Genomic DNA, 21,879 nt, shown 5'->3' on the forward strand with positions numbered 1-21,879 from the left:
CGGCGAGGATGCGGGGTCATCATGCGATCCTCAACGATGCTGGCCAGCGGCCTGCAGGATGGGCGCGGCTTGCTCGCCCCGCTCCGGCCGCAGCCGCATGGCCATCATCATGGCGAAGGACACGAACAGCAGCGCTGCCAGGAAGTAGAGCCCGGCCAGCGCCGATCCGGTGCTGTCCTTCACCAGCCCGATGACATAGGGGCCGACGAAGCCGCCGAGATTGCCGATGCTGTTGATCACCGCAATGGAGATAGCCGCCGTGGAGCGCGTCAGGAAGAGGTTCGGCACCGCCCAGAAAGGCGACTTGAAGGCGTAGAGCCCCGTCATGGCCAGGGTGATCATCGCCATGGCCAGCGCCGCCTGCTGGAACACCGCGGCGGCCAGCAGGCAGGCCCCCGCCAGCAGCAGCGGCAGGGCCGAATGCAGCTTGCGTTCCGCGCGGCGGTCGGAGGATCGCGACCACAGCACCATGCCGATGGTGGCGACGGCATAGGGCAGCATGGCGACCAGCCCGACCTGCGTATTGGTCAGCGTGCCCGAGAAGCCCCTGATGATCTGCGGCATCCAGTAGCCCACGCCCAGGCTGCCGCACTGATAGACGAAGTAGATGGCGGCCAGCAGCAGGACCTTCGGGTTCCGCATGGCGTCCCAGACGCCCAGATGCTGCACGCCTTCGCGCCGGGCATTGTCCCGCGCCAGCTCGCCGGTCAGCCACGCCTTCTCCTGCTCATCCAGCCACCGCGCCTGCTCGGGCCGGTCGGTGAGGAACAGGAAGACCGCGATGCCGCCGAGGATGGCCGGCCCGCCTTCCAGAAGGATCATCCAGCGCCAGCCGGACAGTCCCAGGCCATGGACATTGTCCATGATCCAGGTGCTGAGCGGAGCCCCGACCAGATAGGAGACGGGAATGGCGGAGGTGAACCAGGCAACGGTGGTCGCGCGCTCCTTCGCCCGGAACCAGTAGGTCAGGTAGACGATGATGCCGGGAAAGAAGCCGGCCTCGGCAACGCCCAGCAGGAAACGCAGCACGTAGAGCTGCGTGGCGGTCTGCACAAAGGCGGTCAGGCAGGCGATGATGCCCCAGGTAACCAGGATGCGCGCGATCCAGATCCTGGCACCGAAGCGCGTCAGCATGGCGTTGCTGGGCACCTCGAACAGGAAATAGCCGATGAAGAAGATGCCCGAGGCAAACCCGAAGGCTTCGCTGGTCAGCGCCAGTTCCCGGTTCATCTCCAGCGCCGCGTAGCCGATATTGGCGCGATCCAGATAGGAGATGATGTAGAGCACGAAGCAGAAGGGAACGATGCGCCAGAAGACCTTGCGCGTCGTGCGGGTCTCGATGGCGGCCGGGGAGGGGGTTTTCATGGCGATGCTTCCGAATGAGCGTTGCATCAGTTCGCGGTGGTGCCGCGATCCTCGATGATCCGGGTGGATTCCGTGGTCCCGGCAGCCAGGCCGGCATCGGCGAGCACGGCGGCTGCCGCGCCAGCCGGAAGGTGGCATCGTCGCATCATGGTTCTTGTCCGTTCCCTGGATGGCCGGTCCGTGCCGGCGGTTGTTCAGGCGATGGCGGGATGTGCCTCGCGGCTGCGGGCCAGGGCCTGGCGCAGGATCAGCGGGATCATGCCGCCCGCCTGCACCAGCCGGACCTCGCGCGCCGTTTCCAGCAGGGCCGTGGCCGTCGTGGAGATCTCCTCGCCACCGGCACGTCGCAGCACCACCGGCACTGGCGCACGAGGCACGAGGGCGCCGGGGTTCCAGGCGATCTCGATGGTGTCGCCGGGTTGCAGGGCCAGTGCCTCCGGCTTCCAGCTTGCCGGCAGCGCCAGCGGCAGCACGCCCATGCCGACGAGGTTGGCGCGGTGGATGCGTTCGAAGCTGTTGGCCAGCACGGCGCGCGCGCCCAGCAACTGCGCCCCCTTGGCGGCCCAGTCACGGGAGGAGCCGGTGCCGTAGCGCTCGCCCGCCAGGATCACCACCGGCAACCCGGCCTCGGCATAGCGCATGGCGGCCTGCCAGGCCGGCAGCACCTCGCCCGTCGGCGCGAAGACCGTGAGCCCGGCTTTGTGGCCGGCGCCCAGGAAGTTGGTCACCGTCCTGTTGGTGAAGAGGCCCCGCAGCATGACCTCCCAATTGCCCCGGCGGGAGGCATAGACATTGAGGTCGCGCGGGTCCTCGCCGCGCTCGACCAGCCATCCGGCGGCGTCGCTGCGCATGGGAATGGCACCGGCCGGAGAGATGTGGTCGGTGGTGATGTCGTCGCCCAGGACCAGCAGCGGATGCGCCCGCATCCGGCCTGACTCCTGGACCTCCGGGCCAAAATTCACGAAGGGCGGCGGCCGGAGGTAGGTCGAGGCCGGGTTCCAGGGAAAGCGCGGCGTCGTCGGTGCCTGCAGTGCCGCCCAGACGGGGGAGCGGTCGGCCGCCTCTCCGGCGAGGGCGATATCGGTCGGGTCGGTCCCGGCGGCCACCCCCGCCTCGATCTCGGCCGAGCGTGGCCAGAGGTCGCTCAGATGCACCGGGCGCCCCCCCGCATCGGTGCCCAGAGGGTCCCGGGTGATGTCGAACCCGGCCCGGCCGGCGATGGCATAGGCCACCACCAGCGGCGGCGATGCCAGCAGGGCGGATTCGATCTGCGGATGCACGCGCCCCGGGAAATTGCGGTTGCCCGACAGCACGGCAACGGGCTTCAGCCCCCGTGTCTCGACGGCCTCCGCCACTGCCGGCAGCAGCGGCCCGGAATTGCCGATGCAGGTGGCACAGCCGTAGCCGGCGATGCCGAAGCCCATGGCCTCCAGGTCGCCCAGCAGCCCGGCCCTGCGCAGCCGCCGCTCGGCGGCCGGCGAACCGGGGGTGAGCGAGGTCTTGACCCAGCCGGGCACGCGCAGCCCCAGCGCCCGCGCCCGGCGCGCCACCAGCCCGGCCGCGACGAGCAGGCCGAAATCGGAGGTGTTGGTGCAGGAGGTGATGGCGGCGATCGCCACCGCATCGGCCGGCATGCCCGCCACGGGAGCGCCGTCCGGAGAGGTCCCGGCTTCGGTCAGCGCAGCCGCCACCCGGGACGGGTCCAGCCGGTCCTGCGGCCGGCGCGGCCCGGCGACCGAGGGGCGCAGTGCCGACAGGTCAAGGTCCAGCACATGGGTGTAGCGGGGCTCGTTCGCCGGGTCGTACCAGAGCCCCTGCGCCCTGGCATAAGCTTCCACCAGTTCGGCCTGGGCCGCGTCGCGGCCGGTCGAGCGCAGGTAGTCGAGCGTGTGCCCGTCGATCGGGAACATGCCCGTGGTGGCGCCGTATTCGGGGGCCATGTTCGACACCACGGCGCGCTGGCTGGCCGTGAGGGTTCCGATGCCCGGCCCGAAGAACTCCACGAACTCGCCGGCGACGCCCGCCTTGCGCAGAAGCTGCGTCACGGCCAGGGCAAGGTCGGTGGCGAAGCTGCCCTCGGGCAGCCTTCCGGTCAGGCGCACGCCGTACACCTCCGGCACCCGGAGCGAGACGGGCACGCCGAACATCACCCCTTCGGCCTCGATGCCGCCGACGCCCCAGCCCAGGACGCCAATGCCGTTGATCATCGGCGTGTGGCTGTCCGTGCCCACCAGCGTGTCCGGTACGGCCCAGAGCACGCCATCCCGCCGCTCGGTAGCCACCACCGTGGCCAGGCGCTCCAGGTTGATCGTGTGCATGATGCCGGTGCCGGGCGGGAACACGCGGAAGCCGCTGACGCTGGCGGCCGCCCATTTCATGAAGCGGTAGCGCTCGGCATTGCGGACCATCTCATTGGCCATGTTCACGCCCAGCGCGTCCGGGCGCGCGGAGACGTCCACCGGCAGGGAATGGTCCGTCGAGGTCGCGACCGGCACGGCGGGATTCAGCAGCGCCGGATCGCCCCCCGCTTCCGCCAGCGTGTCACGCATCGCGGCGATATCGACCAGGGCCGGGCCGCAGGTGGTGTCGTGCATCAGGATGCGGAGCGGCGCGAAGGGGATCTCGGCCTCGGACCGGCCGGTGGCGAGCCAGGCCAGCAGGGCGTGCCGGCCGGCCTCCCTGGTGTCCGGCTCGGGCTGGCGCAGCACGTTTTCCAGCAGGATGCGGTGGCACCAGGGGAGGCGCATGAGGACCTCCCGGCCGCCTGCCGCACCTGGCAGGTCGATGGCTCGGCGCTCGCCGAAGGAGCCCTGGAGCGTGAACCAGGAAGGGCGAATGGCGGTCGGCATCGGAAACGTTCCATGACCTCTTAGCGAGCGGAGGTCGTGTATCATATCAAAATATCAAACCGCAAGGGAATTTTGCATAATATACTCATATAGAACTGATTGCCCGCCCCGTTGCCTGCCCGTGGAACACCACCTGAGCCCGCCCGGAAACGGGAAGTGGGCCGTCAGGCGAGGCGGCCTGCCGTCCGAGAGATCGCCCGATGAAGACCATGCCGATTTTGTGCACTCCCCCCGCCTTCCCCCAGCGGCTGCTCCCCGGGAAGGATGGCTTTCGGACCATCATGGGTTGGTCCGGAGCCTGGGAGCAGGAGTGAGAAGATGGACATCACGCGCGCGGGGACGCAGCCTTCCGGCAAGGGGCCGGCCGATTGGTTCACCGGCACTGTCCGCATCGATCCGCTGTTCAGCCCGCCCGATCCGGCCCGGGTCGCCGGTGCCCTGGTGACCTTCGAACCGGGCGCCCGCACGGCGTGGCATACGCATCCGCTCGGCCAGACGCTGATCGTCACCGCGGGCTGCGGATGGGTGCAGCGCGAGGGCGGCCCGGTGGAGGAGATCCGACCCGGCGACGTGGTCTGGTTTCCGCCCGGCGAGAAGCACTGGCATGGCGCCACGGCGGCCACGGCCATGAGTCACATCGCCATTCAGGAAAAGCTCAACGGCTCCCCCGTGGACTGGCTGGAACAGGTGACCGACGAGCAATACCGCCGCTGAGGCTGACCACCGGGCGATCCGCCCGCCGCCGATCAGGGATGTGGCGGACGGAATCCGCGACCTCGCGCAGGGTGATGATGGTGCGGAAGGCTCTGACATTCGGGTCGTCGTGGAACACCTCGCGCGTGAAGCGCTCATAGGCTTCCATGCTGCCGACCCGCAGCAGCAGCACGAAGTCGGCTTCGCCCGTGACGTACCAGGCGCCCTGGACCTCGCTCCGGGTCCGCAGCTTCCGCTCGAAGGCATCCAGCTCCCTGGTCCCCTCCCGTTCCAGCGAAACCAGGACATGGATCGTCAGGGGCGTCCCGAGCACCGCAGGGTGGACCACGGAAACATCGGCGATGATGACCCCGGTCTTCCTCAGGTTCCGGAGGCGCCGCAGCACGGCGCTTTCGGAAAGGCCCACCTGCTCGGCCAGGATTCGGGCGGGGGTCTGGTTGTTCACCCGGAGCCGTTCCAGCAGGGCGCGATCGAACCGGTCCAGATCGGCGTTTTCCATCGGCAATGTCCGGCTATCGACGGATTCCGTCATAGGCCACCCTGATTTCGCCGCCAATCGTCACTCATGGGCGGATAGGCTGCCCCCATGGACACCCCTGCGGAAACCCGGCCCATGGCCGCCGATATCGCCACCGGACTGTGCCGCCTCTCGCCAGACTACGCGGCCACACCGCTGCTCGACCTGCCGCGCCTCGCGGCGCGCCTGGGGGTGAAACAGGTCCTGGCCAAGGATGAAGGGCGCCGGATGCTGGGCAGCTTCAAGTCGCTCGGAGGCACCTATGCCGGGCTCCGCGCGCTGGCGCGGGCTGCGGGGACGGAGGTTGCCGATCTGATCGCGTCCCGTCCGGCGGGGCAGCCCGCCCTGATCTGCGCGAGCGACGGCAACCATGGCCTGGCCGTCGCGGCGGCGGCGCGCTTCGCCGGCGCCCACGCCCGTGTGTATCTGCACGCCGGCGTCCCGCAGTCCCGCGCGCGCCGCATCGAAGCGCAGGGTGCCGATATCGTGTGGGTGGACGGCACTTACGATGACGCCGTGGATGCCGCGGCCCAGGCAGCGCGCTCCGGGGCAGGCATCCTGGTCGCGGACACGACCGACGATCCGGATGACCCCGTGGTGCGGGATGTGATGGCAGGCTACGGCGTCATGGCGGCCGAGATCCGTGAACAGGTCGAGGCGGCCGGTCACGAGCGGCCCACGCATCTCTTCGTGCAGGCCGGCGTGGGCGGTCTGGCGGCCGCCATGGCGGAAGGGCTGGGCGGCTGGATCGCCGCACCGGGCGCCATCATCGTGGTGGAGCCAGAGACGGCGCCCGCCGTGGCGGCGGCCCTCGCCGCCGGGCGCACCGTCCGCGTGGAGGGCGAGCTGGAGACCACTGCGGGGATGTTGTCCTGTGGCGAGGCCAGCGCCCCCGCTCTGAAGGTGCTGCGTCGCCACAAGGTTCGGGCGGTCACCGTGCCGGAAAGCACGCTGGATGAAGCGCCCGCCCTTCTTCAATCCTGCGGCGGCCCGCGCACGACACCATCCGGCGGCGCGGGCCTGGCGGGCGCCATGACGGCCAATGGCGGACCGATGGCATTGAGCGCCGATGCCCGCATCCTGATCCTGATCACCGAGGCGGAGGTCGAAGGCGTGGGCTGACCGCGCCGGGCCATTGCCTGTCATGAGCGCGCCGCTCGCGCAGGGCCGTAGCAAGCCGCCGATCGGCGCGGAGGAAAGGAACGGCGATGAGGGACGAGGCATTCTGGGCCGGGTTGCGCGAATGGCGCCGGGACTTCCACGCTCATCCGGAGTTCGGCTTCGAGGAGCACCGGACCAGCCGCCTGGTGGCGGAGCGGCTGCGCTCCTTTGGCTTCACCGAGGTTGCCGAAGGCGTCGGTGGCACCGGCGTGGTGGCGACGCTGACACGCGGCGGCGGCAACCGTTCCATCGCGCTGCGGGCCGATATGGACGCGCTCCGCATTCCGGAGCAGGGCAGCCGGCCCCACCGCTCGCGGGTGCCGGGTGTGATGCATGCCTGCGGGCATGACGGGCACACCACCATGCTGCTCGGCGCGGCAAGGGTCCTCGCCGCCGAGGGCGGCTTCGACGGCACCGTCCGCTTCATCTTCCAGCCCGCCGAGGAGTGGGGGAAAGGGGCGCTCGCCATGCTGGACGACGGCCTCGTGGAGCGCTTTCCGTTCGAGGAGATCTATGGCCTCCACAACATGCCGGGCCTGCCGGTGGGCGAATTCCGCACCCGGGCCGGGCCGGTCATGTCGGCCGAGGACAATTTCGAGATCGTCCTGCGTGGCCTGGGTGGCCACGCCTCACGGCCCCAGGGCGGGCGCGAGGTCCTGGTGGCTGCCTGCGCCCTGGTCATGAACCTCCAGACTATCGTCTCCCGCCGCGTGGCACCGACCGACACGGCCGTGGTCTCGGTCACCGAGTTGCTGACGGACGGCACCCGCAACGCCCTGCCCGGCAAGGCCCGCATCCTGGGCGATGCGAGGAGCTTCCGTCCAGAGGTCAGCGCCATGATCGAGACGGAGATGCGCCGCATTGCCGCCGGAACCGCCGCCGGCTACGACTTGGTCTGCGACGTGACCTATACGCGCGAGTTCGTGCCCACGATCAACGATCCCGCCGCCACGGCGGCCGCCCTGGCCGCGGCCCGGACGGTGCTCGGGGCCGGGAATGTCGGCGAGGCGGAGGAACCCCACACCGGTTCCGAGGACTTTGCCCGCCTCCTCCGGCACGCCCCGGGCTGCTTCGCCTTCATCGGCAATGGGGAAAGCTCGAAGCCTCTCCATAACCCCGAATTCGACTTCAACGACGACGCCCTGCCGCACGGCACGAACTTCTTCGTCCAGATCGTGCGGGACCGCCTGCCGCTCCGGGATTCCCAGTCATGACCGACCTCCGCATCGACGCCGAACGCCTGCTTGGGCACCTCCAGGCCCTGGGCGATCTCGGGAGGAGCACTGACGGGAAACGCACCCGCCTCGCCGCCTCGGATGCCGACCGGGCCGGGCGCGATGCCGTGACCCGGTGGATGCGTGAGGCGGGCCTGGAGGTCATGGTGGACCGTATCGGGAACCTGTTCGGCCTCTGGCAGGCCGGGGATGAGGGCGCGGCGCCGCTGATGCTGGGTTCTCATATCGATACGGTGATCGACGCCGGGATCTATGACGGCTGCTACGGTGTGCTGGCCGGGCTGGAGGTGGTCCGGACGCTCAGGGAGGCCGGCCTGTCGCCCCGGCGGCCCATCGCGGTCGCGGCCTTCACCAACGAGGAAGGCGTGCGATACGCGCCCGACATGATGGGCTCCCTGGTCTATGCGGGCGGCCTCGGTGTGGAGGAGGCCCTCGCCACCATCGGCACGGATGGCACGGTGCTGGGCGAGGAACTGGCCCGCATCGGCTATGCCGGACCGCAGGAGCCCGGCTTCCTTCGTCCCCACGCCTATCTGGAGCTCCATATCGAGCAGGGGCCCGTGCTGGAGCGTGAAGGCGTTCCGGTCGGCGCGGTCGAGAACCTGCAGGGCATTTCCTGGCAGCGGGTGGTGATCGAGGGGGAGGCCAACCATGCGGGCACCACGCCGATGTCCATGCGCCGTGACGCGGGCCAGGCGGCCGCCCGGGTCGTGACCTTCCTGCGGGACCGGGTGTCCCGCGCCAACGCGCCCACGGTCGCGACGGTGGGCTGCATGGCCTTCGAGCCGAACGCGATCAACGTCATCCCCTCCCGGGCCTCCTTCACCGTCGACCTGCGCGATCCGGACGAGGAGAGGCTGCTGGCGGAAGAGGAAGCCCTCGCAGGCTACCTGGATGAGCTGGCGCGGGCCGAGGGGGTCGGGATTTCCGTCGAGCGTCTGGCCCGCTTCGCGCCCGTCACCTTCGACCCTGCCATCGTGGCGGCCGTCGAGGAAGTGGCGGCCAGGCATGGGCTGCGCTCCCGGCGGATGACCTCGGGCGCCGGGCACGATGCGCAGATGATGGCCCGCATCTGCCCCGCCGCGATGATCTTCGTGCCCAGCGCCGGCGGCATCAGCCACAACCCGCGGGAGCACACCCCCGCAGACGACCTGATCGCCGGTGCGAACGTGCTGCTGGGGGTCGTCCGCAAGCTCTCGGGCATCGGGTGACAGGAACCTACTGGGACTTCACGATCCCTGTGAAGCCCGCGAATGCCAGGAGGCCCAGGCCGAAGCCCACGATCATCTGGACATACTCGAAGAGCTTCCCGACATAGCCGAGGCTGTAGCGTGTATCGGGCGACCAGTAGTTGCGCTGCCCCGCTTCCAGGCCCGGAATCAGCGCTTCCAGCGAGTACATCCATTTGTTGAATTTCGGGAAGGACGAGGCCTCGGGCTGTGCCAGGAAACAGTCCAGCTGGGATTGCCGCGGGGCGGCGAGACCGTCCCGCTCCTGACCCAGCGAAACCAGCGTCACCTGCCGCCCCACAGGCTCACCGCACAGTACCCATTCCGGCGAGCGCAGGAACACGGCGACATTGGGCCGCATCTCCCCTTCCATCTGGATCATGGCCAGCAATCCCGCCCCGGCCAGCCAGAACAGAAGCAGCCAGACGAAGGCCATCAGGGGTTGCAGCCCGTAGCCGACGGTGAACCAGAGAAGCGTGTCCATGATGGCCAGCCCGGCACGGGTCGAGGGCCACTTGGCACGGGCGCGGCGCGCGCGGCGTTGCAGGCGCTCCTTCTCGTACAGGACGGTGCGGGCTTCCTCCTTGTGGCCCATCTCGTTCAGCACGGCGCTGAGCTGCGCATAGGGCTGCGGCCAGAAATCCTCCCCCAGCGGGCGGGATTCTGGCGGGCCAGCCAGTCGAGCCGGCTTTGCGCATCCACCGGCCCGCCGATGAAACCGCCGTAAAGGAAACGGTTCATCAGCAGGTCGCCCGGCTTGGGCCAGCTCGCGGGCTCGTCCATGATCGTTCCGACCTGGGTGCCGTTCAGGCTGAGCGCGCCGCGCATCTGGGTTCCGTGCCGCAGGAACAGCGCCCCATCCACCACGGCCCGGTTCAGGGTGAAGGCAATCGCCTCGGGAGCCTCGAAGGTGCCGCCTTCGAGCTGGACATCTCCGGTGATCCGCGCCCCGATGAAGTTCGTTTCGCCCAGGATGCGGGCGGAGCGCAGGGCCACGTCGCCCCCGACCCGCGTGTTCTCGGCCGAAAGGGCTGTTTCGCCCACATGCTCGATCGTGGCCCCGGTCAGCGCCAGATCCCCGCCGAGCTGGGCCCCGGCGACCTTCACGCCGCCCCGGAATTGCGTGCCGCGCAGGGCCAGATCGCCCCGGGTGGTGACGAAAGCGCCATCGAAAGCCAGGCCGCCGGGCTGAGAGACGGTGGAACCATCCAGCGCGAACTCGCCACCCAGTTGCGCGCCCAGCATGTCGATCGCCCCGTCGATCCGGGTGGCGCGCAGATAGATGCCGCCACGGGCCACCAGCCCCCGTGCCTGAAGGCCGGGAAGGACGGAGCCATCGAGGACCAGGCTGTTGATGGTGGCCAGCCGCAGGATCAACGCGGATTCGAAACGGCAGTCGGCCAGGGCGAGGCTGGAAGCGATGCCGCAGCTCTCCAGATCAAGGGCCCCGGTGATCCAGGCGCCACGCAGCCTCAGACCCTTCTCGTGCAATGGCGGCATGCCGGGCGCCCTGAGCAGCAGCAGGCGCAGGAAGACGGCACGGATGGCCCTGGTGTCATCCCCGGCCATCGGACATCTGCCGTCCCCGCACTGGTGGTAATTGCCACTGCCGGTCTGCGAGAGGAAACGCTCCTCCGCCGGCTTCAGGCTACCGAGCTCGGCGGGGATCGTGGCCATCATCTTCCGTGGCTACCTCCTCTGCCGGCCGCGTCGGAAGGGGACCAGGGGGTAAGCCCCCCTGCTGCCCATGCCATACGCCGCCGTCCCGCCTTCCGGCGTTTCCAGTCCTGGGCCCCTCGGTGCCAGTTCGCGCCATGTGGATCAAGGAGGGATGCCGACCTCGAACCGCCGGGCCTAACCCCCGGACTCCGCCCGGTCGTCCCGGAGATGACGGTCGATCCGGATCTCCAGCTTCTTCATGCGGTGCCAGAAGCTGCGCTCGCTGATGCCCAGCCGCTCGGCCGCGCGTGCCTGCACGCCCCCCGATTGCCGCAGCGCCTCCAGCACCATCTCCCGCTCCAGCCGGAACAGCTCGGCATCGAGATCCCCTGGCAGCCGCGTGGCGGTGGCAGGCGGCACCCGGGCCTCGAAGAGATAGCGCGGCAGGTCCGGCAGATCGATGATCTCCCCGCGTGCCACGATCACCGCCCGCTCCACGCAGTTCTGCAGCTCCCGCACATTGCCGGGCCAGTCATAGCTTTCCATGGCTGCCAGCGCCGCCGGGCTGAAGCCGGCAATGCGCTTGCCCATCGAGGCGGCGTGCTGTTGCAGGAAACGCTGCGCGAGCAGCGGCACGTCGCCGGTCCTCTGGTTCAGGGGTGGCACATGGATGGGGAAGACATTCAGGCGGTAAAACAGGTCCTCGCGGAACTGGCCAGCTTCCACCGCGCGCCGCAGGTCCCGATGCGTTGCGGCGACGATGCGCACATCCACCTTGACCGTCCGCGCGCTGCCGACCGGTTCGAAGCACTGCTCCTGGATCGCGCGCAGCAGCTTCGCCTGGATGGCGAGCGGCATGTCGCCGATCTCGTCCAGGAACAGGGTGCCCTGATGCGCCATGGTGAAGCGGCCGTCGCGATTGGCGATGGCCCCGGTGAAGGCGCCTTTCACATGCCCGAACAACTCGCTTTCCAGCAGCGTCTCGGGGATCGCCGCACAGTTCACCGCGACGAAGCCGCGCTTGCGCCGGTCGCTGTTGTAGTGGACGGCGCGGGCGAAAAGCTCCTTGCCCGTGCCGCTCGGTCCCTGCAGCAGCACCGTGGCGCGGCTTCCGCAGACCTCGGCGATCTGTTGCAGCGCCTGCTGGAAGACCGGGCTGTGGCCGACCAGGTTGGAGAAGTCATAGCGCCCCTCCAGCTCCTGCCGCAGGCGCTGGTTCTCGCTCTCCACCTGCTGCACATGCAGGGCGCGCTGGATGGTGGTCACCACCTCGTCGAGGTCGAAGGGCTTGGCGACGTAGTCGAAGGCGCCTTCCTTCACCAGCTCCACCGCGTCGCGCACGCTGGCATAGGCCGTCATCACCACGACGGGCAGGAGGGGATGCTCGGTCCTCAGACGCCGCAGCAATTCCTGCCCGGAAAGCCCTGGCATCCGCAGATCCGTCAGCACGAGGTCCACGCGCTGCGTGGCCATATGCCCGATGGCCGCCTCGGCGGAGCAGACAAAGGCCGTCTCGAAGCCGCGCCCCTCCAGCCCGACGGCCAGCACCTCCGCGAGCCTCGCCTCGTCGTCAACGATCAGGATGGAGGAGGCCATCGCCCTTCTCCTCGGCGAAAGGGAAGTGGAAGACGAAGCGGGCCCCGCCCTCGATCCGGTTCCCGGCCTCGATGCGGCCGCCATGCCTTTCCACCACGGCACGCACCCGGGCCAGGCCCAGGCCGGTGCCATGCAGCTTGCTGGTCACGAAGGGGTCGAAGAGCCGCTCCATGATCCCCGGGGCGATGCCCTTGCCCGTATCCTCCACGCTGGCCAGCACGGCCGAGGCCTCCCGCGACACCCGGATGGTGATCTCCCCCCTTCCGGCATCGCCTCCATGGCATTGATCAGCACGTTCAGGAAAGCCTGATGCAGCAATTCGGCATCGCCGACGATCCGGACCGGGGCGGCGGGCTTCAGGGTCACGCAGGTGATGCCCCGGCGACTCAGCTCCGGCTCGGCGAAATCGGCCACCCCGGCGATCACGTCTTCCGCCAGGTCCAGCACCTGCAGGCGGAGGGCACGCGGGCGCGCATAGTCGATCAGGTCCTGCACGAGATGATCGATGCGCTTCACCTCATCCAGCACGAAATCCAGCAGCCGACCGGTCCCCGGCGAAAGCTCGTCGCGGCTCCTGATGACCTGGCTGGAGGTCTTGATGATGCCCAGGGGGTTGCGGATCTCGTGCGCGATGGTGGTGGCCGCCTCGCCGAGCGTGGCCAGCGTCTCCCGCCGCCGCATCTCCGCCTCCATGCTCCGCAACCGCTCCAGCTGTTCCGTCATGGCGTTGAAGCCTCCCGCCAGCTCCGCCAGCTCGCCGACCCCGCTTTCCCGGACCCTGGCCGCATAGTTGCCGCTCGCCACCTGCCGCAGCCCGGCGGTGAGGTCGCGGACCGGACGCGAGATGCGGGCGGACACGACGAGCCCCACCGCGAAGGAAAGCAGCCCGGCACAAAGCGACAGGGTGACGAAGAGCTGCAAGCTGCCCCAGATGCGACAGGACCGGCGTGTTGCTGACCAGGCGGGTGGCGATGATCCCCACCAGCGCCCCCTGGCGGTCGCGCAGCGCCGCGAAGCCGGTGGCCATGGCATCCTCCGGCAGGGCCAGGGCGGAAACGCTCTGCTCTCCGGCCCGCAGCCGGGCGAGGACCTGGGGCGGCACCGCGAAGCCGGGTTGGCCCTCGTGCTTCGAGAAGCTCAGCGCCGGGCTGCCCGTGGCGCCGAAATAGCTGACCTGCAGCGAGGAGATGGTCTGCGCGGCGGCGATCAGCCGGTCGTTCACCTTGTCTGCCACGAAGGCGATATAGGGCCGCCCCTGGAACAGCAGCCGGTGGGCGGCACCGAGCAGCAGCACGGGCGTGCCGCCGGCCATGGTCATGTAGAAGCCGGCCTCGTCCTGCCGGGGCAGCCAGCCGGCATCGCCGGACAGGCCCTGGCTCATCACCACATGGCCTTCCGGATCATAGAGGGCGACCAGGTCATAGCCGGTGGAGACCAGCAGATCGGCGGAGAAACTGGCCAGCATGCCTTCCAGCGTCGGCGCATGGGTCAGGCTGTTGGCGAAGATGGCGGTGGCCAGCCGCGCCTCCTCCTCCGCCTCCAGAAGCTGCCGCGCGATCAGCCGCGCGGCATCATTCAGCCAGCGCTCATGACTGCGCTCGAAGCGCGTGGAGATCATCTCCGCCGCGACATAGCTCGCCAGCAGCACGGGGATCACGCTGACCAGCATGAAGGCGAAGGTCAACTGCCAGCGCAGCCCGGCCTTCGGGAAAACCGCATCCCGGAACCGGTCCCATGGGCGCGGCCAGAAGCCAGCTCCTGGATTCCTCCTTTTCCAGGCAGACAGCATCACGCCCGCAGATCTCCGCACGGTCCCGGCATCATCCCCGGCCCGTGGAATACCGGCCGGGATCGCGCAGGTCGGGGTCCCAGCGATCGAAGGCCAGCCAGGGTGCGGCGAGACGCAGCCCTCGGTTCAGCACGGGATTGCGATGCCGGACGAAGATGGCGGAGGGCTCCAGACGGCTTCCGAAACGCAATTTGGAGGCATAGGCGGTCTGGCCGGATTGCAACAGGCGGCGCCCCGTTTCCAGGGCGAAGCGGACATTCTCCACCCAGCTCACGGCATAGAGATTGTGCTGCCGCGCCAGAGGGTAGGCCATGCCCAGGAACTTGTCGATGACGCGGCCGCGCTCCAGCAGCAGCAGGTTGAAGGCCGCCAGCTCCTGGCCCACCCAGTAGAGCACGAAACGCACCCGGCCGGGCAGGGCCTCGGCGATGGAGCGGAAATAGTCCCGCGGCAATTCCTCGAAGGGGCCGTAATGCACGCCGCTCTGCCGGCGGGTGGCTTCGTAGAGCCCCTCGATCGCCGCGGCACAGTCGCCCGGATGCTCCCTGTGCTCGATGCGCACCGCCCCGGCGCCGCGCAGCTTCCGCCGCAGGTCCTTGCGCGTTCCGGCGGACAGGGAAGCGAGATAGGCCTCCATCCCACCCGCTTCCAGATCCAGCACGGCGACCGGCAGGCTGGGGATGCGCTGGAAGCCTGCTGGCTCCAGCACCGGCGCGAGCCGTGCGGCATCGCGGCTGTCGAGGTCCTTGAAGGCGAGCAAGGAGGCTCGTGCCGCCCGCGCCTCCACCTCCAGCACCCCGAGCAGGGCCCGCAGCGCGGCGGCCTGCCGTTCCGCCGTCAGGCCGGGCCGCAGGGCGAGGTGGCAGCGCTCGGTGAAGGGGGAGCCGACCGCGAGCAGCCGCATCTCCGCCACCGGGCGAAGCAGCCGGGACAGGCCGCGCCCCAGCCGCCCGGACCCCTCCTGCAAAGGGGTGTCGAGGCGGTAGGACATGCGGAACAGCGGCACGGCCGCGACCAGCCCATGCCCATCCTGGACCGCCGCGGCGCCGGTTCGCAACTCCAGCATCGCCCCGGCCTCGCAGGCGGCATGATAGGCCCAGTCCTCGGCCTCGCCGGGCAGGCAGGCCTCCCAGGACTCACGCGGCAGGGCATGGATGCCGGGCAGGATTCCGGCCCGCAGCCCGGTGCCCGGCTCGCGGCCGCCGCCTTCCGGGCCGGGCGGCAGGCCTCCCTCAGACAGCATCGAGCAGCCCGGCCACGTCATTGTCGGCGGCCACCTCCGGCGCCACGGGAAGCGGGGCGGATTCCCGCTCCCCCATCTGCCGGACGAAATCGGCCACCCGCCGGTTCACGACCTGGCGCTGCCGGTCCACCGTGATGATGTGGTAGCTGTCCTCCAGCACCAGCGCCTCCACCCGGCCGCCGAGATGGCGCTGGAAGTGGAAGGCGTTGCGCAGGCTCGCCACATCGTCCTCGCGCGCATGGATCAGCAGCGTGTCCTGGCGGATATCGGGCAGGGTGCCGCGCATATCCGCGATCAGCCTCCACATTTCCCGGATCGCCAGGGCCGGCGTCGCCTCCAGCCCGGCATCGAGGTTGCCCGGCGTGCTCAGGGATTTCTGGACCCAGCGGCGGATGCGTGGGTCCTTGATGCCGAAGGGCTCCTGCTCCCGGAAGCGGTAGCGGCGGCCGAAGGGCAGATGCACCAGCCCCCGCAGCAGGAAGCTGTAGCGCGGGATCGCCCAGCCATCATAACGCAGGGTCGGGGCCAGCAGGACCAGCCCCTGGACGCGCTCCGGCTCCTCCCGTGCCAGCCGGGCCGCCAGCACGGCCCCCATGGACAGGCCGCCGACGATCACTGTGTCGCAATTCTCGCGCAGCCGGGCCAGCGCGGCCTCGGCGCTGTCATACCAGTCGCGCCAGCCGGTCGCGGCCAACTGCTCCTCGGTGCCGCAATGGCCCGCGAGCTGGCAGCAGAGCACATGAGCGCCGGTGCCGTAGAGGCTCCGGCCGAGATGCGCCATCTCGGCCGGGGTGCCGCCCAGCCCGTGGATCAGCAGCACGCCGGTCCTGGTCCGGCCCTGAAGGAAGCAACTGCGATCGACGATCATGCGGCGTGGTCTCGGGCGGCGGAATGCCGTTCGGAAGGGAAGGAAAAGGGAGGGGCCGTTCCGGGCAGGGCGCCGAAGGCCTCCAGGATGCGCCGGTTGCTGCGGTCGTTGACGGCGAGCGCGGCCTCCGAGGGTCTCGGCACGGCCGCGCGGTCCGTGGCGGAAAGCAGCCAGCGGAAGGGGTCGCGAAAGCGCGGCGGCGAATAATCGCCGCAGATATCGATCCCCAGGATGCCGCGCCGATGGCCAAGCCGCTCCACCGCCTGCAGGATCGCCGACAACGTCATGCCACCTTGCTCCCAGTTGCTCAGCGCCTCTCCAGGGCCGAGCACGTCCTTGTCCAGCGAGACCCAGAGAGGGCGGCCGGGCAGCCGTGCATCCAGCGCGTCCAGGAACCCCTCCCAGGAGGCATCGGCCAGGGAATCCCAGGCAATGCGGCCATGGCCGGCGCGGCAGCCCGGCGCCTCGAAAGGGCGGCCCCGGTAGCGGCTTTCCCGGCCGCGCCAGGCATGCACCTCCAGCCGCCCCTCACGCAAGGCGCGGAGATTGGCGCCCTTCCATTGCGGCCGGACCAGATCGTCTCCCGCAGGGCCGATGGTCACGACCCGTGCCACCTGCGGCAGTTCCAGCGCCCGGTTGACCCAGGCGCCGCAATTCACCGTGGCCGGGAAGCGCACCCAGTCCGGGTGGTTGTCGAAATGCAGCAGCGTCACCTCCTCCCGCAGCCGGGCGAGGAAGAGCGTGGCCAGATGGTGGAAGTCGCCGGAACCGTAGAAGGCAATGGTGCCGGGGACGTTCTCCGTCCCCGCCAATGCATGCAGCCTTTCCCGCAACCGGGCCAGCGGCGCGCGGGCGGCGACGATGCGCAGCCGGGGTGCCAGGTCGCGCGCCTCGATATGGATGGCACGCCCCTCCCGCAGCAACCCGGCCAGACAGGGCTGGCTCGTCAGGGCGGCGTCCAGATCCAGCACCAGGACGGGCGGGGGCGCCGTTCCGTCTCCCCTTCCAGGGCAGGCCCGGCCGGGCCGCATCGGCAGGGTGTCAGGCAAGGCTGCGTTCCCGCCAGCCCTGCGGCTGCTCCGGGGCATGGGGGCGGTGCGACCGGCCATCCAGCCAGGCGAGGAAGCGGGGAAGCAGCTCGGCGAAGTCGCGGAAGGGCTGGTGCGCGATGCCCTCGGCCTCGCAATGGGCGATCAGGCGGCTCTTGGCGAAGACAAACTCCGCCTCGCCCGCGGCACAGAAATCGGAGCGCCCGTCGCCGATCAGCAGCCCCGGCCGGACTGCCGGGGCGGTGAAGCGGGCACATTTGCAGTGACCGGACGCGGCCCGGCATTCCGCGCGGGCATGGGGAAAGCGCAGCACCCAGCGATCCGCCCCCGCCTGCTCCAGCCGGTTGGCCAGCACCGGCAGGTCGCCCAGCCCCGCCCGGCGCAGCACGCCGGACACCACATGGTCCAGCCCGTCGGACAGCACTGTCACCGGCAGGCCCCGCGCCCGGCAGAAGGCCACGAAGTCCGGCACGCCGGGATCGATCCGCAACGAGGCGATGAAGCCTTCCATCGCCTCCGGCGTCAGGCGCAGCAGCTCCACCTGCCGCCGCAGGCATTCGCGTGAGCCGATCGCGCCGCGCAGCCATTCGGCCTCGACATCCAGCCAAGCCGGTTCAGCGAAGCGTTCCAGCAGGAGATCGGTCGTATCCTGAAGGGAGATCGTGCCGTCGAAATCGATATGGACCTGGAACTCTGCGGACACCGTGCTGGCCTCATCAAGGGCGGATGTGATCGCCAGCGCAAGGCGCGTGCCACCGGGCCCGCGGCGGGTCAGGAGAGGGAAAAGCGGCCTCCCACCTGCGGAATCCAGGGGATGGGGAACCGGATCGCCCCGGCTGGAAGCTACAAATTTTGTAGCTTCCCCCGGAATGCCGGGGCCGACAGCCTCCGGATCTGGTGATCATCCGATCCGGGGCGGCACCCCCTTCATCGGCAAAAGCAAGCCTAATCAGTCCATTGCCCCCGCGTGGTCCGATTGCCTGTCGCTCACCCGCCCGGTTGGAACGGCGCCTGCAATGCCTCCCGCCACCGGCCTGCCGGTCCCGTGCCCCCCGGTGGCCCGGCGACCCCGGAGGCGCGGCAGATCGGTATTCGTCGAGACACGAGGCATCATGACCCTCCGCTACCAGAACCCGGAACGCAGCCGGACCAGCGCCACCCTGTTCGCCAAGGCCAGCGAAGTGATCCCCGGGGGCGTCAACAGCACCGCCCGCGCCACCTGGTCGGGCTGGGACCCCTATCCGCTCTTCATCTCGCACGGCACCGGCGCGCGCCTGACCGATGTCGATGGCAACGAGTATATCGACTACCTGCTCGGCCTCGGCCCGATGCTGCTCGGCCACCGGCCGCCGCGCGTGACCCAGGCGGTGGTGGACTGCATCCAGGAGCGTGGCACGGTCTTCGCCTTGCCCGCGGCGGAGGAGACCGACCTCGCCCGCAAGATCATCGCCGCCATCCCGAGCGTGGAGCAGGTCCGCCTCTGCAACACCGGGACCGAGGCGGTGCTCTACACCGTGCGCCTCGCCCGCGCCTTCACCGGCCGGCGCAAGGTGGTGCGCTTCGAGGGCATGTATCATGGCTTCTCCGACGGCGTTTACTGGAGCAAGCACCCGGATCTGGGCCGCGCCGGCCCCGACGCCGCGCCGCGCCCGGTGCCGCAGGGCCCCGGCATGCCGGCGGGCATCGACCAGTCCCTGATCATCCTCCCCTGGAACGACATCCGGGCGCTGCGGGAGGTGCTGGAGCGTGAGGGCGACGACATCGCCGCCGTGCTGACCGAGCCGGTGATGTGCAACACGGGCTGCATCCTGCCTGAGCCGGGCTATCTGGAGGCGATGCGCGACCTGACGCGCAAGCATGGCGTGCTGCTGATCTTCGACGAGGTCATCACCGGCTTCCGCATCGGCCTCGCCGGTGCCCAGGGGCATTATGGCATCACGCCGGACCTGTCGGTCTTCGCCAAGGGGCTCGGCGGCGGCTTCCCCGTGGCGGCCATGGGCGGGCGGCGCGACATCATGGCGCTGGTGGCCGAGGGGCGGGTCTCCATCGCCGGCACCTACAACGCCAATGCCATCGCCGTGGCGGCGGCGAATGCGGCGCTGGACGAGCTGGCCCAGCCCGGCATGTACGAGCGCCTCTACCGCGTCTCCGACCGGCTGCGGGAAGGGTTGCAGCGCCTCGTGCACGACCTGCGCGCCCCGGCCCATGTCGTCGGCCTCGGCCCGGTCTTCCAGCTCTGGTTCTCGCGCGAGCCTATCCGCAACTACCGCGACGCGGCCCGGCATGCCGACCACGGTGCCTTCCGCCACTGGTGGGAAGGGATGCTGGAGCGCGGCGTGCTGTTCCACCCTGGCGCCTACGAGAATCTCTTCGTCTCCTTCGCCCATACGGAGGAGGATGTGGACCGCACGCTGGAGGCCGCCGAGGCCACGCTGCGCGAGATGCTGGTGGCCTGAACAACGGCCTGGTTTCTGACGCCACGGGCGGCGGGGCGGCAGCGCCCCGCCGCCCGTGGCATGGCGCGGCACGTGGCCGGCACGGAGTTTCCCCATGTCCCCGGTGGTCCTCACCTTCTGGATGCTCAACATCCTGCTCGACACGGGCGGGCAGCTTGCCTTCAAGGCGGCCGCCCGCACCGGCGGCGAGGGCATGGCGCGCTGGCGGGCGATGGCGGCGCGGCCCTGGCTATGGCTCGGCCTCGGCTGCTACGTGGCCGAGTTCGTGGTCTGGCTCGCCTTCCTGTCCCTCGTGCCGCTCTCGGACGGCGTGCTGCTGGGTTCGGTGAACATCATCGCCATCATGATCGCCGGCCGTTTCCTGTTCGGTGAGGCACTGACCCGGCTGCGGGTGGCGGGCATCCTGCTCGTCGCCTTCGGGGTGGCCGTGGTGGGGATCGGCTGATGCGGCGTTTCTACCTGCTGGGCTTCCTGCTGCTGCTCTCCTTCGACGCCCTGGCGCAGATCAGCTTCAAGTACGCCGCCAACGGCGCGCTGCCGGTGACGGCCGACCTCGCCTGGCTGGGCCGGGTCCTGGCGCAGCCCTGGGTCTATGTCGCGCTGTGCGGCTATCTCGGCGCCTTCTTCACCTGGATGGCCCTGCTGCGGCACGCGCCGATCGGCCCCGCCTTCGCCGCCTCGCATCTGGAGGTGCTGCTGGTGATGGTGCTCGCCGTGCCGCTGTTCGGCGAGCACCTGGGCTGGGCGCAGCTCCTCGGCGGCGCGGCGATCCTGGCCGGGATCGTCTGCCTGGCCCTGAGCGAGACGGATGAGCCCGGGGCCGAAGCGCCGGCTGCCGCCACGCCTGTGCCGCAGCGGGGCGGGATACCGGCCGGGGCGCCGCTTCCCGGCACCTTGCCGGGATGACTCTCCCCACCCCCGGCTCCCCCGCTGGCGGGAACTGCCGCCGACCGCCGGCCTGCCGCTGCTCTGGCGCGACCTGCGCCCGGGCGGCGACGCGAAGGAGATGGAGGTGGCGCTGGCGGATTTCCTCGGCGTGGAGGAGACGCTGCTCACCTGCTCCGGCACGGCGGCGCTGATGGTGGCGTTGCGGACGCTGATGGCGCTCAGCCCGCGGCGGCGCGTGGTGGTGCCGGGCTTCACCTGCCCGCTGGTGGCCATCGCCATTCATGCGCTGGGGCTGGAGGTCTGCCCCTGCGACACGCTCCCCGGTACGGCGGAGCTGGACCCCGCCAGCCTGGCGCCGCTCTGCGACGGGAACCTGCTGGCGGTGCTGCCCACCCATCTCGCCGGCCGGGTGGCCGCTCTGGACGCGGTGCTGGCCCTGGCAGAGGGATGTGGCGCCTGGGTGATCGAGGATGCCGCTCAGGCGCTCGGGGCAAGGGCAGGGGGCCTGCCGGTCGGACTGAGGGGGCATATCGGCTTCTTCAGCCTGGCGGTCGGCAAGGGTCTGACGCTCTATGAGGGCGGCGTGCTGGTCAGCCGCGATCCGGCGCTGCGCCAGGGGCTGCGGGACAGCGCCACCGCCATGCTGCGCCCCGACCGGTGGATGGAGGCCCGGCGCGGCCTGGAACTGCTGGGCTACGGGCTGCTCTACCATCCGCTGGGCCTGACCATGGCCTATGGCCGGGGCCTGCGCCGCTCCCTGGGCGCCGGCGACATCGAGGCCGCGCTCGGCGACCGCTTTCCGACCGAGGTGCCGCTGCACCGTGTCGGCTCCTGGCGCCGGGCGGTGGGGCGCCGCGCCCTGGAACGGCTGCCGGCCTTCCTGGCGGCGACCCGGCGGCAAGGGCAGGACTTCGCCGCCCGGCTGGCCTCGTGCCCCGGCCTGCGGGTGCTGCGGGACCGCGCGGGGGAGCAGGGCACCTGGCCCGTCCTGGTGCTGGTGTTCGACCGTGCCCGGGATGCCGAGGCCGCGCTGGCCCGGCTCTGGCGGGAGGGGCTGGGGGTCAGCCGCCTCTTCGCGCGCGCCCTGCCGGACTACGCCTATCTCGGCGGCATCGTCCCGGACCGCCCCTGCCCGCAGGCGCGCGACTTCGCGGCGCGCAGCCTCAGCATCGGCAACAGCCTCTTCCTGCGCCCCGGCGAGCGGGAGCGGATTCTCTCCGTACTGGGCGAGGTGCTACGGGATGGCGCAGGCCATCCGTGA

The 21,879-nt window shown here is 70.2% G+C and carries 21 protein-coding genes; 8 read left to right on the forward strand and 13 right to left on the reverse strand.

All coding sequences use genetic code 11. The features are described 5' to 3' along the window. Positions 1-30 precede the first annotated feature (30 nt). The 3 genes from MVG78_RS20880 to acnA are packed head-to-tail and all read right to left on the reverse strand — an operon-like array spanning position 31 to position 4,214. Positions 31-1,365: an MFS transporter gene (locus tag MVG78_RS20880; RefSeq protein WP_247560694.1), complete on the reverse strand. Its 1,335-nt coding sequence runs from the start codon at positions 1,363-1,365 to the stop codon at positions 31-33. Positions 1,366-1,391: 26 nt separating this feature from the next. Further along, positions 1,392-1,514 (reverse strand): hypothetical protein, encoded by a 123-nt coding sequence (locus MVG78_RS21660; RefSeq protein ID WP_282615078.1) that lies wholly within the window; start codon positions 1,512-1,514, stop codon positions 1,392-1,394. A 45-nt stretch (positions 1,515-1,559) separates the two neighbouring features. Continuing rightward, positions 1,560-4,214 (reverse strand): aconitate hydratase AcnA, encoded by a 2,655-nt coding sequence (gene acnA / locus MVG78_RS20885; RefSeq protein ID WP_247560695.1) that lies wholly within the window; start codon positions 4,212-4,214, stop codon positions 1,560-1,562. A gap of 318 nt (positions 4,215-4,532) precedes the next feature. Here acnA and MVG78_RS20890 point away from each other — a divergent pair, with 318 nt between their 5' ends. Beyond that, a complete protein-coding gene (locus MVG78_RS20890) occupies positions 4,533-4,928 on the forward strand; it encodes a (R)-mandelonitrile lyase (RefSeq protein WP_247560696.1) in 396 nt (131 codons plus the stop codon). On the opposite strand, the gene MVG78_RS20895 is transcribed toward MVG78_RS20890, so the two are convergent. Then, positions 4,870-5,427: an Lrp/AsnC family transcriptional regulator gene (locus MVG78_RS20895; RefSeq protein ID WP_247560697.1), complete on the reverse strand. Its 558-nt coding sequence runs from the start codon at positions 5,425-5,427 to the stop codon at positions 4,870-4,872. The genes MVG78_RS20890 and MVG78_RS20895 overlap by 59 nt on opposite strands. 114 nt (positions 5,428-5,541) lie before the next feature. Between MVG78_RS20895 and MVG78_RS20900 the strand changes: the two genes are divergently transcribed. The 3 genes from MVG78_RS20900 (at position 5,542) to MVG78_RS20910 (ending at position 9,052) form a co-directional block, all read left to right on the forward strand. Beyond that, complete coding sequence (locus MVG78_RS20900; RefSeq protein ID WP_247560698.1) at positions 5,542-6,567, forward strand: pyridoxal-phosphate dependent enzyme; 1,026 nt, start codon at positions 5,542-5,544, stop codon at positions 6,565-6,567. Positions 6,568-6,653: 86 nt separating this feature from the next. Beyond that, positions 6,654-7,820 carry a M20 aminoacylase family protein gene (locus tag MVG78_RS20905; protein WP_247560699.1) on the forward strand — a complete coding sequence of 389 codons (1,167 nt, stop codon included), beginning with the start codon at positions 6,654-6,656 and terminating at the stop codon, positions 7,818-7,820. Next, on the forward strand, positions 7,817-9,052 hold the full coding sequence (locus tag MVG78_RS20910) for a Zn-dependent hydrolase (RefSeq protein WP_247560700.1): 1,236 nt from the start codon (positions 7,817-7,819) through the stop codon (positions 9,050-9,052). Before MVG78_RS20905 ends, MVG78_RS20910 begins: the two co-directional genes overlap by 4 nt. A 7-nt stretch (positions 9,053-9,059) precedes the next feature. Here the strand turns inward: MVG78_RS20910 and MVG78_RS20915 are convergent, their stop codons facing one another. The 9 genes from MVG78_RS20915 to MVG78_RS20955 all read right to left on the reverse strand — a co-directional run bounded on the left by MVG78_RS20915 (position 9,060) and on the right by MVG78_RS20955 (position 17,977). After that, a complete protein-coding gene (locus MVG78_RS20915; protein WP_247560701.1) occupies positions 9,060-9,677 on the reverse strand; it encodes a hypothetical protein in 618 nt (205 codons plus the stop codon). Further along, the gene (locus MVG78_RS20920; protein WP_247560702.1) at positions 9,671-10,750 is read right to left on the reverse strand and encodes a hypothetical protein; all 1,080 of its coding nucleotides are present in this window, start codon (positions 10,748-10,750) and stop codon (positions 9,671-9,673) included. The genes MVG78_RS20915 and MVG78_RS20920 overlap by 7 nt, the downstream gene beginning before the upstream one ends. Positions 10,751-10,924: 174 nt before the next feature. Next, a complete protein-coding gene (locus MVG78_RS20925) occupies positions 10,925-12,325 on the reverse strand; it encodes a sigma-54-dependent transcriptional regulator (RefSeq protein ID WP_247560704.1) in 1,401 nt (466 codons plus the stop codon). Next, on the reverse strand, positions 12,300-12,566 hold the full coding sequence (locus tag MVG78_RS20930) for an ATP-binding protein (RefSeq protein ID WP_247560706.1): 267 nt from the start codon (positions 12,564-12,566) through the stop codon (positions 12,300-12,302). Before MVG78_RS20930 ends, MVG78_RS20925 begins: the two co-directional genes overlap by 26 nt. Further along, positions 12,470-13,357 carry a sensor histidine kinase gene (locus MVG78_RS22155; RefSeq protein WP_428480840.1) on the reverse strand — a complete coding sequence of 296 codons (888 nt, stop codon included), beginning with the start codon at positions 13,355-13,357 and terminating at the stop codon, positions 12,470-12,472. Before MVG78_RS22155 ends, MVG78_RS20930 begins: the two co-directional genes overlap by 97 nt. A 788-nt stretch (positions 13,358-14,145) precedes the next feature. Next, positions 14,146-15,357 carry a GNAT family N-acetyltransferase gene (locus tag MVG78_RS20940; protein WP_247560709.1) on the reverse strand — a complete coding sequence of 404 codons (1,212 nt, stop codon included), beginning with the start codon at positions 15,355-15,357 and terminating at the stop codon, positions 14,146-14,148. After that, positions 15,347-16,225 (reverse strand): alpha/beta hydrolase, encoded by an 879-nt coding sequence (locus MVG78_RS20945; RefSeq protein WP_247560711.1) that lies wholly within the window; start codon positions 16,223-16,225, stop codon positions 15,347-15,349. The genes MVG78_RS20940 and MVG78_RS20945 overlap by 11 nt, the downstream gene beginning before the upstream one ends. After that, positions 16,222-17,274: an arginase family protein gene (locus MVG78_RS20950; protein ID WP_247560713.1), complete on the reverse strand. Its 1,053-nt coding sequence runs from the start codon at positions 17,272-17,274 to the stop codon at positions 16,222-16,224. Before MVG78_RS20950 ends, MVG78_RS20945 begins: the two co-directional genes overlap by 4 nt. Continuing rightward, positions 17,267-17,977: an MtnX-like HAD-IB family phosphatase gene (locus MVG78_RS20955; protein ID WP_247560714.1), complete on the reverse strand. Its 711-nt coding sequence runs from the start codon at positions 17,975-17,977 to the stop codon at positions 17,267-17,269. The genes MVG78_RS20950 and MVG78_RS20955 overlap by 8 nt, the downstream gene beginning before the upstream one ends. A 409-nt stretch (positions 17,978-18,386) precedes the next feature. Between MVG78_RS20955 and MVG78_RS20960 the strand changes: the two genes are divergently transcribed. From MVG78_RS20960 to MVG78_RS20975, 4 genes are all read left to right on the forward strand, one after another. Continuing rightward, a complete protein-coding gene (locus MVG78_RS20960; protein ID WP_247560716.1) occupies positions 18,387-19,730 on the forward strand; it encodes an aspartate aminotransferase family protein in 1,344 nt (447 codons plus the stop codon). Positions 19,731-19,824: 94 nt separating this feature from the next. Next, a complete protein-coding gene (locus MVG78_RS20965) occupies positions 19,825-20,175 on the forward strand; it encodes a hypothetical protein (RefSeq protein WP_247560718.1) in 351 nt (116 codons plus the stop codon). Then, positions 20,175-20,636: a DMT family transporter gene (locus tag MVG78_RS20970; RefSeq protein ID WP_247560720.1), complete on the forward strand. Its 462-nt coding sequence runs from the start codon at positions 20,175-20,177 to the stop codon at positions 20,634-20,636. Before MVG78_RS20965 ends, MVG78_RS20970 begins: the two co-directional genes overlap by 1 nt. Continuing rightward, on the forward strand, positions 20,539-21,879 hold the full coding sequence (locus tag MVG78_RS20975; RefSeq protein WP_247560722.1) for an aminotransferase class I/II-fold pyridoxal phosphate-dependent enzyme: 1,341 nt from the start codon (positions 20,539-20,541) through the stop codon (positions 21,877-21,879). The genes MVG78_RS20970 and MVG78_RS20975 overlap by 98 nt, the downstream gene beginning before the upstream one ends.

Origin of the sequence: Roseomonas gilardii subsp. gilardii, from assembly GCF_023078375.1 — a bacterium.
Classification (GTDB): Bacteria; Pseudomonadota; Alphaproteobacteria; order Acetobacterales; family Acetobacteraceae; genus Roseomonas; species Roseomonas gilardii.

Coding starts and splice junctions, on each gene's coding strand:
- MVG78_RS20890 (WP_247560696.1), top strand. CDS start 4,533: ATGGACATCACGCGCGCGGGGACGCAGCCTTCCGGCAAGGGGCCGGCC.
- MVG78_RS21660 (WP_282615078.1), bottom strand. CDS start 1,514: ATGATGCGACGATGCCACCTTCCGGCTGGCGCGGCAGCCGCCGTGCTC.
- MVG78_RS20905 (WP_247560699.1), top strand. CDS start 6,654: ATGAGGGACGAGGCATTCTGGGCCGGGTTGCGCGAATGGCGCCGGGAC.
- MVG78_RS20880 (WP_247560694.1), bottom strand. CDS start 1,365: ATGAAAACCCCCTCCCCGGCCGCCATCGAGACCCGCACGACGCGCAAG.
- MVG78_RS20970 (WP_247560720.1), top strand. CDS start 20,175: ATGCGGCGTTTCTACCTGCTGGGCTTCCTGCTGCTGCTCTCCTTCGAC.
- MVG78_RS22155 (WP_428480840.1), bottom strand. CDS start 13,357: ATGCCATGGCCACCGGCTTCGCGGCGCTGCGCGACCGCCAGGGGGCGC.
- MVG78_RS20940 (WP_247560709.1), bottom strand. CDS start 15,357: ATGCTGTCTGAGGGAGGCCTGCCGCCCGGCCCGGAAGGCGGCGGCCGC.
- MVG78_RS20960 (WP_247560716.1), top strand. CDS start 18,387: ATGACCCTCCGCTACCAGAACCCGGAACGCAGCCGGACCAGCGCCACC.
- MVG78_RS20910 (WP_247560700.1), top strand. CDS start 7,817: ATGACCGACCTCCGCATCGACGCCGAACGCCTGCTTGGGCACCTCCAG.
- MVG78_RS20945 (WP_247560711.1), bottom strand. CDS start 16,225: ATGATCGTCGATCGCAGTTGCTTCCTTCAGGGCCGGACCAGGACCGGC.
- MVG78_RS20925 (WP_247560704.1), bottom strand. CDS start 12,325: ATGGCCTCCTCCATCCTGATCGTTGACGACGAGGCGAGGCTCGCGGAG.
- MVG78_RS20965 (WP_247560718.1), top strand. CDS start 19,825: ATGTCCCCGGTGGTCCTCACCTTCTGGATGCTCAACATCCTGCTCGAC.
- MVG78_RS20920 (WP_247560702.1), bottom strand. CDS start 10,750: ATGATGGCCACGATCCCCGCCGAGCTCGGTAGCCTGAAGCCGGCGGAG.
- acnA (WP_247560695.1), bottom strand. CDS start 4,214: ATGCCGACCGCCATTCGCCCTTCCTGGTTCACGCTCCAGGGCTCCTTC.
- MVG78_RS20900 (WP_247560698.1), top strand. CDS start 5,542: ATGGCCGCCGATATCGCCACCGGACTGTGCCGCCTCTCGCCAGACTAC.
- MVG78_RS20895 (WP_247560697.1), bottom strand. CDS start 5,427: ATGGAAAACGCCGATCTGGACCGGTTCGATCGCGCCCTGCTGGAACGG.
- MVG78_RS20975 (WP_247560722.1), top strand. CDS start 20,539: ATGAGCCCGGGGCCGAAGCGCCGGCTGCCGCCACGCCTGTGCCGCAGC.